We start from the raw sequence: 16481 nt of genomic DNA on the forward strand, positions 1-16481 counted from the left end.
AGGTGGCCTCATGCTACTTGAAGCTTGTTACCATGTGCCCAGAGACAAATGGGCTTACGCATATGATGTCACAACTATTCATTTGCGATTACGTACAAAACGTGACGATGTAGAGCATATTTTCGCTATGACAGGCGATAAATACGATTGGAACCGCACCTTTCAAGAGATCCCTATGGAAATTATCGCTCACGATGCGATGTTCGATTACTGGGAGGTTGCTGTAAGACCTAAGTACAAAAGGCTTTCCTATGCGTTTAAACTCACTGCGGGTACGGAAACTGTCTATATGCTGGATACTGGAATTCAGCATCAAGCTCCCAATCCTCCTGGTGAATTGTATGAATTTTCGTACATACATGAAATCGATGTATTCAAAGTGCCGGATTGGGCCAAACAAGCTGTCTTTTATCAAATTATGCCGGAACGATTCGCCAACGGTGATCCCTCAAATGATCCCGAGCTTACTGCCCCTTGGGGTGGTAACCCAACAATCGATAATTTCTTCGGAGGAGATTTACAAGGTGTGTTAGATCATTTAGATCATCTATGTGATTTAGGGATTAATGCTATTTATTTCACTCCACTCTTCGTATCCCCATCCAATCATAAATACGATACGGTTGATTATAAGAAAGTCGACCCTCATTTTGGAGACAATGCTTTACTGAAAAAAGTAGTTGAGACCTGCCACAGCAGGGGAATCCGTGTCGTGTTAGATGCAGTGTTCAACCATTGTAGTGAACAATCCCCACAATTTCAAGATGTTCTTAAGAATGGCGAGCAATCCAAGTACGCTGATTGGTTTCATATCAATGAATTCCCTGCCGCTGTCAAAGTGGGAATCCCGACTTATGATACATTTGGCTTTTTTGGAAATATGCCCAAATTTAATACCGCTAATCCTGAAGTCAAAGAATACCTGCTTGGAGTGGCTGAATACTGGATTAAGGAAATTAAGCTTGATGGTTGGCGATTGGACGTCGCAAATGAGGTGGATCATCATTTCTGGAGAGATTTCCGTAAAGTCGTTAAGAAAGCCAACCCTGAAGCATATATCATTGGAGAAGTGTGGAGTGATTCGCTAAATTGGCTCCTCGGAGATCAATTTGACTCGGTCATGAACTATCCTTTTGCCGATGCTGTTCTGCAATTTTTTAATGGTGGAATGGATGGTTACAGCTTTTCCAATGAAATGGGCTCCCTCATCATGCGCTATCCACAACAGACGAATGAGGTTGTATTTAACATGCTCTGCAGCCACGACACAGCACGGCTCTTGACCCGTGTTGGAGGAGATAAGCGGAAGCTCAAGCTCTGCACAGTATTCTTATTCACTTATATGGGGACTCCTTGCATTTACTACGGGGATGAGGTTGGACTGACAGGAAACGGTGATCCCGATTGCCGAAAATGTATGGAATGGGACCCTAAAAAGCAAGATCGTGAATTATTCGATTTCTACAGAATGATGATCTCACTTCGCAAAAAACACACCGCCTTAACTCAAGGCCGATTCCGTTTTTTACAGGCAGGGAAAAATGATGGCTGCATCGTTTACGAACGAATCGACGATTCCATGCATTTTATCATTTGGATGAATAATACGGATAAATCAAGTACCTTATCACACCGCATGGAAACCAACGATTGGCGTGATGCTTTATCTGGAGATAAAGTAGAGACACAGAAAGGTTCGATGAACATTGGGCTAGATCCCTTTGGATTTCGAATACTGTACCGCGAGTTGAAAAAACGGTAAATAAGTTGATCTGCTATAAGAGTAAACACAAGAATGGGGTCTTATGACCCCATTCTTGTGTTATCTACTCATGTTACCTTGACTAAAAAGGCCTTAGAAATGTGATACTAATTGCACTAAGTGATTTTTATTACAAAGTCATATTGCCGCCTCCAATATACGTATTATTCCACACACTTGAAGGGATGAGAATTATGAAATTGCAAGGGAAATCCGCCGTGATCACAGGTGCCGCATCGGGTATGGGTAAAGAAATGGCTTTACTTTTTGCGAAAGAAGGAGCTCAAGTTGTTGTCGCTGATCTTAATGATACAGCTATAAACTCAGTGGTTCAGGAGATTACTACTTCTGGAGGATATGCTCGTGGGGTTGTAGCAAACGTTACCAAAGAAGAAGATGTGGCCCGTATGATCGATACGGCTGTACAAAGCTTCGGCAAACTCGATATTCTAGTCAATAATGCTGGGGTTATGGATCAAATGATGACAGCTGAGTCTGTCAGTGATGAGATGTGGAACAAGGTGATGGAGATCAACGTGACCGGGCCGATGCGAGCCATCCGCAGAGCTATTCCCCTCATGAAGCAGCAAGGTCAGGGTGTCATTATTAATACTGCCTCAATAGGTGGACTTTACGGATCACGAGCCGGCATTGCCTACACTGCTTCGAAACATGCCGCTATCGGCCTCACCAAGAACGTAGGATTTCAGTATGCCAAACTTGGCATACGCTGCAATGCGATAGCACCTGGCGCCGTTTCAACAAATATTGGCATTGGTATGAATGAGGCCGACCCATATGGGATGGAGCAAGCGATGTCCGGCATGACAATACAACGCACCGATGCAGCAGATCCGAAACAAATTGCCACGATAGCTTTGTTCCTAGCCTCTGATGATTCAAGTTTCGTTAATGGAACTGTAGTTACTGCAGATGGTGGATGGACAGCGTATTAGATGAAAAAACGGCTACCTTCTGAGACGATTCAGAAGATAGCCGTTTATTTTTATTCACCCTTATGGAACCTTATTCAGAACACGGAAGGTTCCTGTTCCGAAAGCGCATAAATCTCCATTCTCTGTCCTTGCAAAAGCTTGGGTTGTGATCATTTTACGAGAACTGTGAATGATTTCAGCGGTTACAAATACTCGCCCTTTCTCTGTCGGCGCTACATAGTTCATCGTTAGATTACTTGTAACTACGTTATCATTGGGTCTGGCAATCATCGCAATCAAGCCCATACCTGAATCAATTAATGTTGCATGGACACCTCCATGAAGGATTCCGATTAGATTCAAATGATGCGGTTTAATCTCAATGGACACGACCACCTTAGACTCACTCAGTTCCTCAATTTCACACCCAACAAATCCCCAGAACGTAGACTCAGCTATTTTCCCCCAATGTTCCAAGTCAGGGTAAATGTCATTGGAATCGGCTGTCATAAATAACCCTCCTAACTCCTTCTTCCATAGCACCGATAGTTTACTATTAAGAGATATTTACCTGAGATACGCTATGTTTGTTACTTCGTCGTCTTGTTGTTATCTTCCTCAATCAGTTTACGACGCAGTACTTTCCCAACTAATGTTTTTGGAAATGTATCACGAAACTCATAAATTTTCGGAACTTTATACACCGCCAGTTTATCTTTACACCACCTCTGAAGATCCTCCTCGTTAGCTGTAGATCCCTCTTTAAGGATAATGTAGGCTTTCACTGTCTCACCACGGTAAGGATCCATGACACCAGCAACAACAGCTTCTTCCACATCCGGATGCTCAAACAGTACCTCTTCCACTTCTCGTGGATAAATGTTGTATCCTCCAGCGATAATCAAATCTTTGCGACGGTCTAGTATATAAAAGAATCCTTCGGCGTCCATCCTGGCCAAGTCTCCTGTATATAACCACCCATCACGAAGTGTCTTGAACGTTTCTTCTGGCTGTTTCCAATATCCCCTCATGACCTGCGGACCGCGGATAATCAACTCTCCAATTTCACCTTGGGGCATCTCTTCTCCCGAATCCGGATGGATAATACGAGCCTCGGTGTCTGGAAAGGGGATACCAATAGAGCCAATTTTTCGTTTCTCCCAAATATTGTTCACATGCGTCACTGGTGAAGCTTCTGTCAGACCGTAACCTTCAATCAGTTTGCCCCCGGTAATGCTCTCGAACCGGTCTTGCACATCACGAGGTAAAGAGGCAGCACCACTAATACAGACTTTTACAGAGGATAAATCATATTTTTGAAGATCAGGATGGTTAATCACCGCAATGTACATGGTAGGTGCTCCAGGAAATACGGTTGGCTTCAAACGATCCATAGACTTCAGCACCTGATTAATATCAAACCGTGGCATTAGAATTAATGTACCGGCCATATGAACAGATTGATTAAGCAATACCGTCATTCCGAATACATGAAAAAAAGGCAGGGCTGCTAAATAACGTTCCTTTCCCATTTTGGCACGGTAAAACCAAAGCTTCGTTTGGATGGTATTCGCAACCAAATTCGAATGCGTAAGCATGACACCCTTTGCGAGCCCCGTTGTCCCGCCCGTATATTGAATGAGCGCTAAATCCTTGTTCGCATCAATGGAGGTTTGAGTAGGTACTGCAGTTGAATGTTTCAAGAACAACAAGAATGGCAACACGCTGTTACTGTATGTGACAGGTTTTCCCGTCTTTTTTTGTGTTAACGGATATAACAGATTTTTAGGAAATGGTAAGTAATCCTTAACAGATGTTACTAGAATATAATTTAACGGTGCTTTCTCCGTCGCTTTCTTCACCCGATCTACTAGAATGTCCAGTGTCACAATCATCTGCACATCCGCATCTTTCAATTGATACTCCAATTCGCGTGGCACATATAGAGGGTTCGTCATGACAACGATGCCACCCATCAGAAGCGTACCATAATATGCGATCACAGCTTGCGGACAGTTCGGTAGCATGATCGCCACGCGATCTCCTTTACGAATACCCAGCCCCAGCAGCGCATTCGTAAAACGGTAGACTGAATCCAACAAGACGCTGTATGACATCTTTTTACCAAGAAAATCAAGGGCTATATGCTCAGGAAATCTCTCTGTAGACTGTATTAAGAACTGCGCCAAATTCTGCTTCGGATAATCATATGTTATGGGTACTTCAACCGGATAATGTTCTAACCATGGTTTGTTGTTCATTCTGGTCACCCCATTCTCAAGAATCCCTCAGTCATCTTTTGATCACGATGCGTATCGAGGAGCGGAATCGACATCGAATCTTGAATTCAGCCGGGACTTCCGGTGCTCACGTAGGTTTTCCCTACGCTCCGCTCCTCATTCCCGGCTTCATCCAACATTCTCGGTGCTGAAAAGCTGACCTTTTGATCACAAAGCGTATCAAGCTGCGGAATCGACATCGCACTTAAACAACATACTTCTCCGCCTCGATCACTTTTGCAGCAATTTGTCGTTTCAGGCCAAAGGTGTTGATTTGGGTTCTTCTTGTCAGTTTTTTGAGTACAGAAAGCCCTGTTCGAAGTGTATCTCCTGATTCCATAGCAGCCAGAACTTCACGCGCCCGGCATTCGATCACATCAAACTGCTCGTGTATAAAGGCCATTGTCATATGAATCGCATTTGCCGCTTTGACTTCTCCTACTTGATCCACCAGCTTCATTGTACGAAGTAAAGCGCTTTCCATTGCGAACACCAAGATCATCATATCTGCCAGATGGCTTAGGATCTCTTGCTCTTGTTCTAACTTCATTTGGTACTTTTGCACGGCTTGTGCACCAACCATCAGGAATATCTTCTTCGCCATGGACAATAAATGCTTTTCTTGCTCTAGCGTACCTTCGAATGATTGGGTCGGAACTAACCCTAATATCTCCGACTGTAATGCTTTTTGCATCAAAGGTAACTCGCCTTTCATTGCCCGTTTGATTAACGTCCCTGGGATGAGTAAGCGATTAATTTCATTTGTCCCTTCAAAAATCCGGTTAATTCTAGAATCACGGTAATTTCGCTCAATCCGGTACTCTTGAATAAAGCCATATCCTCCGTGAATCTGCACCCCTTCATCCACGATGAAGTCAAGTGTTTCGGAACCAAATACTTTATTAATGGAGCATTCTAATTGATACTCTGCAATCGCTTTGGCAGATTGATATCCCACATTTAGGCTATCATAATCAACTTCAGCTAAACCGATATCAAATAGTCCCGCCGTTCGGTAAACCATACTCTCCAACACATAAGTTCGAATGTTCATGTCCGCCAGTTTTTTGCCGATGAGCGGAAAGGAGGAAATTTTACGATCAAACTGTGAGCGTTCATTAGCATAACTAGCGGCGTACTCGATTGAATCTTTGGAAGCACCAACACAACCCGCAGCCAATTTGAAACGCCCTATGTTCAAGATATTAAATGCGATTAAATGTCCTTTGCCTACTTCCCACAACAAGTTTTCTACAGGAACTTTGACATCCTCCAGAATTAATGGACATGTGGATGAGCCCTTGATGCCCATTTTCTTCTCTTCCGGACCAATGCTGACCCCAACCATGGTACGTTCCACAATAAAGGTACTGAAATCCGTACCATTCACTTTGGCATACACAATAAATATGTCAGCAAAACCAGCATTCGTAATGAATTGCTTGCTCCCATTGAGAATGTAATATTGACCATCTTCTGTTAAAGTAGCTGTTGTCTTGGCACCGAGGGCATCCGATCCTGAAGAGGGTTCCGTCAAACAATAAGCGGCAATTTGCTCACCTGAAGCGAGCGTAGGCAAATACTTCTGCTTCTGTTCCTCTGTTCCAAAATAAACAATAGGTAGCGTACCAATGCCTACATGAGCACCATAGGACAAGGAGAACGACGAGGCCTTTGTCAGCTTCTCCGTAATCAACGTGGAACTTACTTTATCCAGTCCGAAACCTCCGTAGTTTTCTGGAACTTCAGCACCCAGAAGCCCAAGCTCACCTGCCTTTTGCAACAATTGCACGGTCAATCCATAGTTCAACTTTTCAATTTCTTCGTCCCTCGGAATAATTTCACCGGCCACGAATTTTTCCGTTGTTTCCGCAATCATCCGGTGTTCTTCGGTGAAGTCTTCTGGAGTCACAATCTGCCGATAATCGATATCCTCAATCATGAAACTTCCGCCCAATACTTTGTTCATCATCTTAATCACCGTTCCCCTCTCCTTTATCCGCATGAGTGAATATCATTGCGACCTACGGATGCACTTCAAATACGCCTGCGGCTCCCATTCCACCCCCTATACACATCGAGACAACGCCGTAACCCCCACCACGCCGCCGCAATTCTTGAATCAGCGTAGTCGTAAGTTTTGTGCCTGTGCAACCTAACGGATGTCCGAGTGCAATGGCCCCGCCGTTCACGTTGACGATCTCTTCGTTAATTCCAAGCTCGCGAATGACATGCACACATTGGGAGGCGAAAGCTTCATTAATCTCAAAGAGACTTACATCATCAAGCGTAATCCCTGCCATTTGCAGTGCTTTTGGAATCGCTTTGACAGGTCCGACACCCATCATTTCCGGCTCCACACCTGCTACTGCAAATGATCTGAACGTTGCTAGCGGCTCTAGCCCGAGTTCATCGGCCTTCTCTTTGCTCATGATGACAACTGCAGCTGCACCGTCACTTGTCTGAGAAGCATTTCCTGCTGTAACCGTACCTCCTACTTTAAATACCGACTTCAGCTTACCCAGTGCTTCAATCGTTGTATCCGCACGAACGCCTTCATCGGTATCAAAAACAAATGATTTCACCCGGACTTTGCCGTTATCATCCACGCTTTTCAATTCTGCATGAATAGGAATAATCTCATCTTTAAATTTCCCCTCAGCTATCGCCCTGACTGCTTTCTCATGCGATCTAGCTGCAAAAGAATCCTGATCTTCACGAGATATACTAAATCTCTCCGCAACACGCTCAGCCGTATGCCCCATTCCAATATAGACTTCAGGCATTTCCTCGACTATTCTCGGATTAGGCGAGACCTTAAAGCCCGTCATCGGTACGCTGCTCATACTCTCTACCCCGCCGGCGATCAGAATCTCGGAATGCCCCAACATAATCCGTTCGGCAGCGAAAGCTATAGACTGTAACCCAGAAGAACAAAAGCGATTGATCGTTATGGCTGGAACCGTCACTGGAAACCCAGCATATAGCGATATAATGCGGGCAAAATTCAAACCCTGTGCTCCTTCCGGCATAGCACAACCGATAATTATATCCTCTACATCCTCCTTTTTCAGACCGGGGGCTCGATCTATTACCGCTTCCAGAACGACCTTCCCCAACTCATCCGCACGTGTCTGCACTAGACTTCCCTTCTTGGACTTCCCGATCGCAGTACGTGCCATGGATACGATGACAGCTTCCTTCATACCATCCTCACTCCCCGAAATGTTAATTTCGTAGTGCCTTACCTTTCGTCAACATATGGTGCATCCGTTGTTGGGTCTTAGGCTCCCCGCACAAACTAAGGAATGCTTCCCGTTCCAGATCGAGCATATACTGTTCACTCACAAGAGTACCTGCTGGTACATCACCTCCGGCAAGGATATGAGCTAGTTTCTTGGCAATGAGGAGATCATGATCGCTGATATACCCACTTTCTCTCATTCCAAGTGCCCCTAGTTGCAGGACTGCTTTCCCTTCGCTACCTACGACCTGAAATCTCTCTTGTGGGATCGGTTCATAACCTGCTTTACTTATCCGTAGTACAGACTGTTTGGCCTCATATATTAAATGATCCTGATTCGCGATAATGCGATCTGATGAACGTAGATATCCTAATCTTTTGGCATCGTGACCACTAGTCGATACTTTAGCCATGCCTATCGTTTCAAAAATATGATTTATATAAGGTTGAAGATCTGCATCTGTATTCCCTACATGTTGACTTGCCCGCATGGTGAGTTCCTTGCATCCCCCGCCCGCAGGAATGAGTCCCACTCCAAATTCAACTAAACCGTAATATGTTTCGGCTGCTGCAATGACTTGATCCGCAGGCATACAAGCTTCTACTCCCCCGCCTAAGGTCATCCGATGAGGAGCGGCGACAACGGGTTTATCGAATCTTTTCACTTTGTACATCGTGTTCTGGAACATCCGGATAATGCTATCAATCTCATCCCACTCTTCATCCTGGGCTTCCATCAACAGCAACATAATGTTGGCCCCTACACAGAAGTTCCGGCCCTGATTAGCAATGATCAACCCTTCAAAGTTACTGCGTACTTCTTCCAAGCTATGTTGAATCATCATTAAGATATCTGCACCAATGGCATTGTTAGGCGAATGAAACTCTAAACAGGCTACACCATCTCCCAGATCGATCAGACTTGCACCTTCATTACCTTTCACAATCTTGTTCTGCTCTTTCAAGCTACGCAGCGAAATGATTTCCGTTGGTTGTTCAACCTGCTTATAACTCTGCTCAGATACATAATATAAAGTTCCATTTTCCTTCTGATAGAACGATTGATTTCCCTGTGCGATCCATTCCTTCACCCACGTTGGAACACTCAGCCCTTCCTTTTCCATGCGCCCCACGGATTTGACCAGCCCAATTGCATCCCATGTCTCAAACGGACCCAACTCCCAATTGAAACCCCACTTCATCGCTTCGTCGATTTCATTAATTGAATCGGCAATTTCACCTACTTTTTCAGCGGAGTAAATCAACACATGTTTTAGAATATTCCAGGCAAATTCTGAATAACGATCACCCGCTGTAATGAGTGCTTTGGTCTTCGCCCTAGCCCCTTTTGCCAGTTTGGCCGCTTCCAAAGAACCAGAAGTCACCTTCTTTTGTGGAACATAATCCAGGGTTGAGAGTTGCAGTGATAATATTTCACTACCGCTCGCTCCTTTTTTCTTCAAATAGAAACCTTGCCCGGACTTCTCGCCTAGCCATCCTTTTTCGACCATGTTGCTCATTACTTCAGGAACTGTAAAAGCTGCCTTCTCCATTTCATCTGTTACATTTGCGTATACATTTTCTGCCACATGAATGAATGTATCAAGTCCGACTATATCTAATGTTCGGAAAGTTGCACTTTTCGGGCGCCCCATAGCGGGTCCAGTAACCGCATCCACTTCCTCCACAGTGAAACCTTGTTCTACCATCGCTTGCAAGGTAATGAGAAGCCCATAAGTACCAATTCTGTTCGCAATAAAATTAGGTGTATCCTTGGCTAAGACCACACCTTTACCTAGAACTTTTTCACCCAAGGTTCTCATCTGCTGGACAATCGCTGGATCAGTCAGAGGTCCGGGAATGATCTCTAGCAACTTCATATAACGAGGTGGGTTGAAGAAGTGTGTTCCTAAAAAATTCCGCTGAAAGGCTTCGCTACAATCTGCCACCATCTCATGAATAGATATCCCTGACGTATTGGAGCTCACAATCATCCCGGGTTTCCAATAACGTTCCACATTGCTGAGAAGATCCTTTTTGACCTGAAGATTCTCGACAACAACCTCAATCACCCAGTCCACGTCTACAATCTGCGACAGGTGATCCTCCAGATTCCCCGGCGTTATCCTCTCTGCAAAAGTAATGTCGTAAAGAGGTGAAGGCGTACTCTTGCTCAATTTCTCCACTGCTCCCGTGGCGAACCGATTTCTAACCACAGGATGATCGAGTGTATATCCTTTCCTAACTTCATCATCAGTCAACACTTGAGGTACCCTATCCAACAATAAACACTGAATTCCAACATTAGCCAGATGAGCAGCAATACCAGAACCCATAATTCCCGAGCCGATGACAGCCGCCTTACGAATGGATTTGTTCATCTTTCTACCTCCAGTTCTGATCAGTTCTACTAACGAATGGGATGATCTCCAAATACGGATTGCTCCAAGATTTCTGCAATATCCTTCGCCTTAACCATTTCCTCAACTTCCTTCATCTTGGTGCCGTCCTCCATCATCGTTAGACAATATGGGCATGCGCTGCTAATGACTGTTGGATTCACTTCTAGCGCCTGCTCCGTACGGGCCACATTTACTCGCTTACCCGCTGTTTCCTCCATCCACATCATCCCGCCACCAGCACCACAACACATCCCATTCTCGCGAGACCGCTTCATTTCCGCTACTTCTACGCCAGGTATGGCTTTCAGGATATTACGTGGCTCGTCATATACATTGTTGTAGCGCCCAAGATAGCAAGAGTCGTGATACGTAATTCTCTCCTTCACTTCATGACGGGGATGCAACTTCCCAGCTTGAATTAGTTGATCCAGTAACTGTGTGTGATGGTAGACTTCCACCTCCTCAAGTCCGAATTGGGGATACTCATTCTTCAATGTGTTGAACGTATGTGGGCACGCGGTAACGATCTTACGAACCCCGTATCCTTGGAAAATCTCAATGTTGTCAGCACACAGCTGTTGAAATAACATTTCATTGCCCATCCGGCGAGGGGTGTCACCTGAGTTCTTCTCCTCATTTCCCAGAATGGCAAAAGAAATGCCAGATTCATTCAATAACCGGGCAAAGGCCCTCGAAATCGAGCGACTCCGAAGATCGTAGGAGCCCATCGAGCCTACAAAAAACAAGTATTCAAAGTCAGGGTTTTCCTTCACTGTTGGAACCTTAATGCCCCCAATATCTCCAGTCCATGTGGCTCGGTCATTCCGGTTCAGGCCCCAGGGATTGCCCTGCCGCTCAATATTCTGCATGGCACGTTGTCCCTCATGAGGAACACTTCCCTGCATCAAGACTAAATGTCTGCGCAGATCTATAATCTTATCCACATGTTCATTACTTACCGGACATTGATCTTCACAATTACGACAGGTCGTACAGGACCAAATTTCCGCTTCGGTCATGACATCTCCGATGAGTTCTAATTGTTCAGGTTTCTTATCTCCTTTGACCCAAGTTGTTTTATGCCAGTCAAGTGTTGGCACGATATTCGTGATCCCTTTTTTATCATTCTCGTGCCACGAGGTATGCTCTTCCTCCTTTGTAACTAGTGAATGAGCCCCATTCGTTGCAAATAAATAACTAGGTACCCAAGTTGATTTTCCGGTTACTGCCGTTCCTTTCTCCACCATATGATCCCTGAGTTTCGTAATGAGGTGCATGGGTGATAACACCTTGCCCGTATTGCTTGCAGGACACACATCGGTGCACCTTCCACATTCCACGCAAGCATAGAAATCGAGCATTTGTTTCTGAGAGAAGTCCTCGATCTTACCAACACCAAAATTCTCTGCTTCTTCATCTTCTAAATTCAACTTTGTGAGCCGGCCTACAGGTTCACTACGACGGAACCAAATGTTAAGGGGGGCGGTCATAATATGAAAATGTTTCGACTGCGGCACATACACCAGAAATGATAAGAGGATCAGGAGGTGCATCCACCAAAATCCAATAAACCAGCCATATGCCGTACTACTTGAGATTCCAGTAAAGGCGACAGCAATGATGGAGGAGATCGGAGCGTAACCACTAAACTTCAGATCCAGCCACAAACGTTCGAAACTTAGACTGAGTACGACAGACAACATCAAGAAGAAAATGAAAAAGACAACGATACTAGGCTTCCAGCCCCTTTTTAAGCGAGTCAGCTTTTCTCCATAACGACGATAAGTTGCGTAGCCCATAGCGATCAAGATCAGAACCACGGTCACTTCCTGCATTAGGCTGAACACTTCATAACCTGGAATCGGCAAGTGTTTCCCTGCTGTTATACCTTTTACAATCAAATCCAAGGCTCCGAACTGTAAAATAATGAATCCGTAAAAAATAAGGATGTGCATCAATCCACTTTTAGGATCCTTCATCAACTTCTTCTGACCAAATACCTGTGACAGGAACTCTGCCCATCTTCCTTTACCCCGCTGCTTGAAGTCCGCAGGTACTCCGAGTTTTAAGTACAGATAGCGATGATAAATGGCTTTATAAAATAAATAGAACCCATATCCTGTTACCGCCAGGAACAACATGAAATTCGTAATCTGCCACCCCATCTCTCCCCCGTCCTTTCTATTTTTGTGAAAAAAGTGTCACCAACCTGTGTTTAAGAAAGCGTTCACATAATATACATGTACAAAGATCATAAAGAGAATTTTGACACTTTCACTTTTGCCTTTAGTTCAATCTATATAGAGAACAGATAAATTTCATGCACTATTTTCCAGAAGATCGGAATAAAAATGAATGAAACCTCATTCATTAAATCCAAATACTAATACTGAGGTGTCTCCATGACGGGTAAAAAACAAGAAAAATTCGAACTAATTTTAGAAGCCGCCCTAAAAGTCATTGCCGAAAACGGCTTTCATGGTTCGCAAATTTCCAAAATAGCAAAGGAGGCTGGGATTGCCGATGGGACCGTTTATCTTTATTTTAAGAACAAAGAAGATATTCTCATCTCCCTTTTCCAACAACGATTGGGTGAATTGGTCAGCACATTCAACGATAGCATTCGCGAAACAAACTCCGCGGAAGAGGCACTACGTAAAATTTGCGAAATCCATTTCACCGAATTGGAGCAAAACGTAAATCTCGCCTTTGTCACTCAGATCGAACTTCGCCAAAGCTCGTTTGAACTCCGTAAAGCAATTGGTCTCTCCGTGAAACCATACATCCAACTGATCGAGCATATTCTAGAACAGGGGGTTCAAGAGAAGTCCTTTCGTCCTGATCTTGATATAAAGTTAACCCGTTTACTCTTGTTTGGTGGTATGGATGAAGTTGTTACCTCGTGGCTTATATCTGGTAGGAAATATTCGTTATCTGCCCAAGTGGACAAAACCATTGAATTTTTCTTGAAGGGTTTGAAGTAATCTTTAGAGAGGAGCTTGCAGATGAATATCTATGTCATTCTCAAACAAACGTTTGATACGGAGGAGAAGGTAGCAATTCTAGAAGGGGACATTTCCGAGGACGGAGTTAAATTTATCATCAACCCCTATGACGAATATGCCGTTGAGGAAGCATTACGATTAAAGGAACAACATGGAGGCAAAGTCATCGTTATTTCAGTTGGGCCTAACCGTACAGCAGAGGCGTTAAAAACCGCGCTGGCAATGGGTGTTGATGAAGCCGTGCTGATATCCGACAATCAAATTTCCGTTGACGAGTTCAGCATTTCCAAAATATTGGCTGCCTATCTAGATAAGCAATCCTACGATCTTATTCTCGGTGGCAATTTCTCTATCGATAATGGGGGTGGCCAAGTGGCCATTCGCCTCTCCCAATTGCTTAATGTTCCCCATGTAGCTTCGATTACGAAAATCGACGTTACCGAAGATGATCATGCCGTTGTTCAACGTGACTCCGAGGGCGATATCGAAACATTGATTGTGACCCTCCCTGCACTATTCACAGCTCAACAAGGCTTGAATGAACCCCGTTATCCCACTTTACCCGGTATTATGAAAGCAAAGAAGAAACCTTTTCATCAACTCACTCTAGACGATCTTGGTCTTTCAATGACTGAAATCCGCGCCAAAACTGAACGTCACTCCCTCTTCCTTCCACCCAAACGTAAAGCAGGCCAAATTTTACAAGGTGAGCTAACTGAACAGGCTTCCAAGCTCGTTCATCTTCTTCAAGATGCTGATGGAATGATTATTTAATAAAGCAAAGGGGATGTGCTTATGAGCAAATCATATGTTATCATCGCAGAGGTGCGTGATGGTAAGCTACGTCAAGTCACCTTGGAAGCGCTTGAATCTGTTCGTATAGCTAAAGAGGATGACGACCTCATCTCGGTTATCGTATTGGGACATCAGATATCACCTATTGTGGAACAGTTATCCCAGTACGTTAGCGGTCAAATTCATGTCATCGACCACGTCGATTTAGAGACATATAACTCGGAAATTTACTTCACTGTGATTAAAGGATTACTAGACAACTTAAACCCACATGCCGTGTTCTTAGGGCATTCAGCTTCAGGACGTGACCTGGCTCCGATGATCGCAGCGTATTTAAATGCGGGTCAAATCTCAGATGTGATTGCTATAGAAAAAGCCAATGCTGAGGTTATATATACTCGACCTCTTTATGCGGGCAAAGCTTTTGAACAAAAGAAATTCACGGACGGTCCCCAAGTCGTTACGATACGTCCAAATAACATAACTGCTGCTAATGCTGATACGGCTAGCTCACAAGCAGAAATTATCACAATCTACTATTCCCCTCCTCCCTCGCTTCGTTCTATTGTGAAAGATGTCATTCGCAAAACCTCAGGTAAAGTGGATCTGACTGAAGCCAAAATAGTCGTGTCCGGTGGAAGAGGTGTGAAGAACAGCGATGGGTTCAAACCGCTCCAAGAGCTTGCTGAAGTATTAAATGGAGCTGTGGGAGCATCCCGCGCAGCATGTGATGCAGGATATTGCGATTACGCCCTGCAGATTGGTCAGACGGGTAAAGTGGTTACACCCGAAATATATATCGCTTGCGGAATCAGCGGGGCCATTCAGCATGTAGCCGGAATGAGCCAATCCCGCATCATCATTGCCATCAATAAAGACCCTGAAGCACCTATTTTCAAAATAGCCGATTACGGAATCGTCGGGGATTTGTTCATCGTCGTCCCACTCTTGACGGAAGAGTTCAAGAAAGCTTTGGCATATACAAATAACCCGTAGCTCACATTGTGAGTGGCTACGGGTTATTTTTGTTGAGCGTTTTTGGCTCAAGCTAGGAATCAGTAGTATTTAATAGTAGAAGTATGTGCTGATCGTAGCGGAGAGGACGGAATTATCCTGAAGAAGCAAAGCGTTCGCCTTTGCCTCCAAATTTTCACCGCTATAGCGATATATTCAAACAAATTTGGAGGCAACAGCGATCGTAAGGATAATCCGTCCGCGGAGCGGTCATTGATCTACGTTATACTTTTGTTCATAAGCTGATTTTGCCATTGAGCCTTTTGTAATTGTATTTTCTAGCAAGCCACTATAGTATGAATAGATAGCTTTACATACCTAACACGAACATTAAGGAGTACTTACCCATGGATTTTGTTGCAATAGACTTTGAAACAGCGAACGCGAATCGATCAAGTGCTTGTTCCCTTGGCCTTGTCGAAGTCCAACAAGGAGTTATCACCTCGGAACAAGTCTGGTTAATCGATCCACAGCAGCCATTTGACTATAGAAATACCCAGATCCACGGGATCACTCCCGCAATGGTTAACGGAATGCCTACTTTTTATGAGCTCTGGCCTACAATTGAACCTCTCCTACAAGGAAAACAGGTTATAGCACACAACGCTTCATTTGATATGAGCGTATTACGCTACTGTCTAGATCAATCGGGTATAGATTATCCTACCTTCCAATATTACTGCACCTATTTGCTAAGTAAAAAAATGCTACAAGATATATCTTCCTATAAATTAAATGTGATTTCTGCTTATTATGGCATTGCGCTTAACCATCATGAAGCATTAGATGATGCTCGTGCATGTGCGAAGATTCTTCTGAAGTTACTAGAACGGGAAAATCACGCTGATCCAGTACAACTCTCCAAAGCACATGGTTGTAAGATAGGAACGATGTTTGTTGGAGGTTATACCCCCTTCTCGGCTCCTGCGAAGAAACGGCCGAAGACATCATCTTCAAGAAGTCACTTAGCATTTCCTAACAGCCGAGTAACTTTCTGAGTTAGGTACGCGTTTCAGCATCACAACCTAAAACACTAAATAGCCCC

The 16481-nt window shown here is 44.3% G+C and carries 12 protein-coding genes; 6 read left to right on the forward strand and 6 right to left on the reverse strand.

The window, feature by feature from the left end:
• The first annotated feature begins 10 nt into the window (after positions 1-10).
• Complete coding sequence (locus tag EJP82_RS02630; protein WP_127190475.1) at positions 11-1762, forward strand: alpha-glycosidase; 1752 nt, start codon at positions 11-13, stop codon at positions 1760-1762.
• 194 nt (positions 1763-1956) lie between these two features.
• Positions 1957-2718 (forward strand): glucose 1-dehydrogenase, encoded by a 762-nt coding sequence (locus EJP82_RS02635; protein ID WP_127190476.1) that lies wholly within the window; start codon positions 1957-1959, stop codon positions 2716-2718.
• Between the two features lie 60 nt (positions 2719-2778).
• Here EJP82_RS02635 and EJP82_RS02640 read toward each other — a convergent pair whose 3' ends face one another.
• The 6 genes from EJP82_RS02640 to EJP82_RS02665 all read right to left on the reverse strand — a co-directional run bounded on the left by EJP82_RS02640 (position 2779) and on the right by EJP82_RS02665 (position 12787).
• Positions 2779-3207 carry a PaaI family thioesterase gene (locus EJP82_RS02640; RefSeq protein WP_127190477.1) on the reverse strand — a complete coding sequence of 143 codons (429 nt, stop codon included), beginning with the start codon at positions 3205-3207 and terminating at the stop codon, positions 2779-2781.
• 80 nt (positions 3208-3287) lie between these two features.
• Positions 3288-4958 carry an AMP-binding protein gene (locus EJP82_RS02645; protein ID WP_127190478.1) on the reverse strand — a complete coding sequence of 557 codons (1671 nt, stop codon included), beginning with the start codon at positions 4956-4958 and terminating at the stop codon, positions 3288-3290.
• A gap of 223 nt (positions 4959-5181) precedes the next feature.
• The gene (locus tag EJP82_RS02650) at positions 5182-6948 is read right to left on the reverse strand and encodes an acyl-CoA dehydrogenase family protein (protein WP_127190759.1); all 1767 of its coding nucleotides are present in this window, start codon (positions 6946-6948) and stop codon (positions 5182-5184) included.
• 52 nt (positions 6949-7000) lie between these two features.
• Positions 7001-8182, reverse strand: a complete 1182-nt coding sequence (locus tag EJP82_RS02655) for an acetyl-CoA C-acyltransferase (protein ID WP_127190479.1) — start codon at positions 8180-8182, stop codon at positions 7001-7003.
• A 22-nt stretch (positions 8183-8204) separates the two neighbouring features.
• Positions 8205-10601, reverse strand: a complete 2397-nt coding sequence (locus EJP82_RS02660) for a 3-hydroxyacyl-CoA dehydrogenase/enoyl-CoA hydratase family protein (RefSeq protein ID WP_127190480.1) — start codon at positions 10599-10601, stop codon at positions 8205-8207.
• Positions 10602-10630: 29 nt separating this feature from the next.
• Positions 10631-12787: a (Fe-S)-binding protein gene (locus tag EJP82_RS02665; protein ID WP_127190481.1), complete on the reverse strand. Its 2157-nt coding sequence runs from the start codon at positions 12785-12787 to the stop codon at positions 10631-10633.
• 237 nt (positions 12788-13024) lie between these two features.
• Here EJP82_RS02665 and EJP82_RS02670 point away from each other — a divergent pair, with 237 nt between their 5' ends.
• The 4 genes from EJP82_RS02670 to EJP82_RS02685 all read left to right on the forward strand — a co-directional run bounded on the left by EJP82_RS02670 (position 13025) and on the right by EJP82_RS02685 (position 16434).
• Positions 13025-13606, forward strand: a complete 582-nt coding sequence (locus tag EJP82_RS02670) for a fatty acid metabolism transcriptional regulator FadR (RefSeq protein ID WP_127190482.1) — start codon at positions 13025-13027, stop codon at positions 13604-13606.
• 21 nt (positions 13607-13627) lie between these two features.
• Complete coding sequence (locus EJP82_RS02675) at positions 13628-14401, forward strand: electron transfer flavoprotein subunit beta/FixA family protein (protein ID WP_127190483.1); 774 nt, start codon at positions 13628-13630, stop codon at positions 14399-14401.
• Between the two features lie 21 nt (positions 14402-14422).
• On the forward strand, positions 14423-15418 hold the full coding sequence (locus tag EJP82_RS02680) for an electron transfer flavoprotein subunit alpha/FixB family protein (RefSeq protein ID WP_127190484.1): 996 nt from the start codon (positions 14423-14425) through the stop codon (positions 15416-15418).
• A gap of 347 nt (positions 15419-15765) precedes the next feature.
• On the forward strand, positions 15766-16434 hold the full coding sequence (locus EJP82_RS02685; protein ID WP_281278183.1) for a 3'-5' exonuclease: 669 nt from the start codon (positions 15766-15768) through the stop codon (positions 16432-16434).
• Positions 16435-16481: the final 47 nt, after the last annotated feature.

This window comes from Paenibacillus anaericanus, from assembly GCF_003994475.1.
GTDB lineage: Bacteria > Bacillota > Bacilli > Paenibacillales > Paenibacillaceae > Fontibacillus > Fontibacillus anaericanus.

What these genes read in the sequence shown, in the direction of transcription:
- EJP82_RS02630 (WP_127190475.1), top strand. Translation starts at nt 11, where the DNA reads ATGCTACTTGAAGCTTGTTACCATGTGCCCAGAGACAAATGGGCTTAC.
- EJP82_RS02635 (WP_127190476.1), top strand. Translation starts at nt 1,957, where the DNA reads ATGAAATTGCAAGGGAAATCCGCCGTGATCACAGGTGCCGCATCGGGT.
- EJP82_RS02640 (WP_127190477.1), bottom strand. Translation starts at nt 3,207, where the DNA reads ATGACAGCCGATTCCAATGACATTTACCCTGACTTGGAACATTGGGGG.
- EJP82_RS02645 (WP_127190478.1), bottom strand. Translation starts at nt 4,958, where the DNA reads ATGAACAACAAACCATGGTTAGAACATTATCCGGTTGAAGTACCCATA.
- EJP82_RS02650 (WP_127190759.1), bottom strand. Translation starts at nt 6,948, where the DNA reads ATGATGAACAAAGTATTGGGCGGAAGTTTCATGATTGAGGATATCGAT.
- EJP82_RS02655 (WP_127190479.1), bottom strand. Translation starts at nt 8,182, where the DNA reads ATGAAGGAAGCTGTCATCGTATCCATGGCACGTACTGCGATCGGGAAG.
- EJP82_RS02660 (WP_127190480.1), bottom strand. Translation starts at nt 10,601, where the DNA reads ATGAACAAATCCATTCGTAAGGCGGCTGTCATCGGCTCGGGAATTATG.
- EJP82_RS02665 (WP_127190481.1), bottom strand. Translation starts at nt 12,787, where the DNA reads ATGGGGTGGCAGATTACGAATTTCATGTTGTTCCTGGCGGTAACAGGA.
- EJP82_RS02670 (WP_127190482.1), top strand. Translation starts at nt 13,025, where the DNA reads ATGACGGGTAAAAAACAAGAAAAATTCGAACTAATTTTAGAAGCCGCC.
- EJP82_RS02675 (WP_127190483.1), top strand. Translation starts at nt 13,628, where the DNA reads ATGAATATCTATGTCATTCTCAAACAAACGTTTGATACGGAGGAGAAG.
- EJP82_RS02680 (WP_127190484.1), top strand. Translation starts at nt 14,423, where the DNA reads ATGAGCAAATCATATGTTATCATCGCAGAGGTGCGTGATGGTAAGCTA.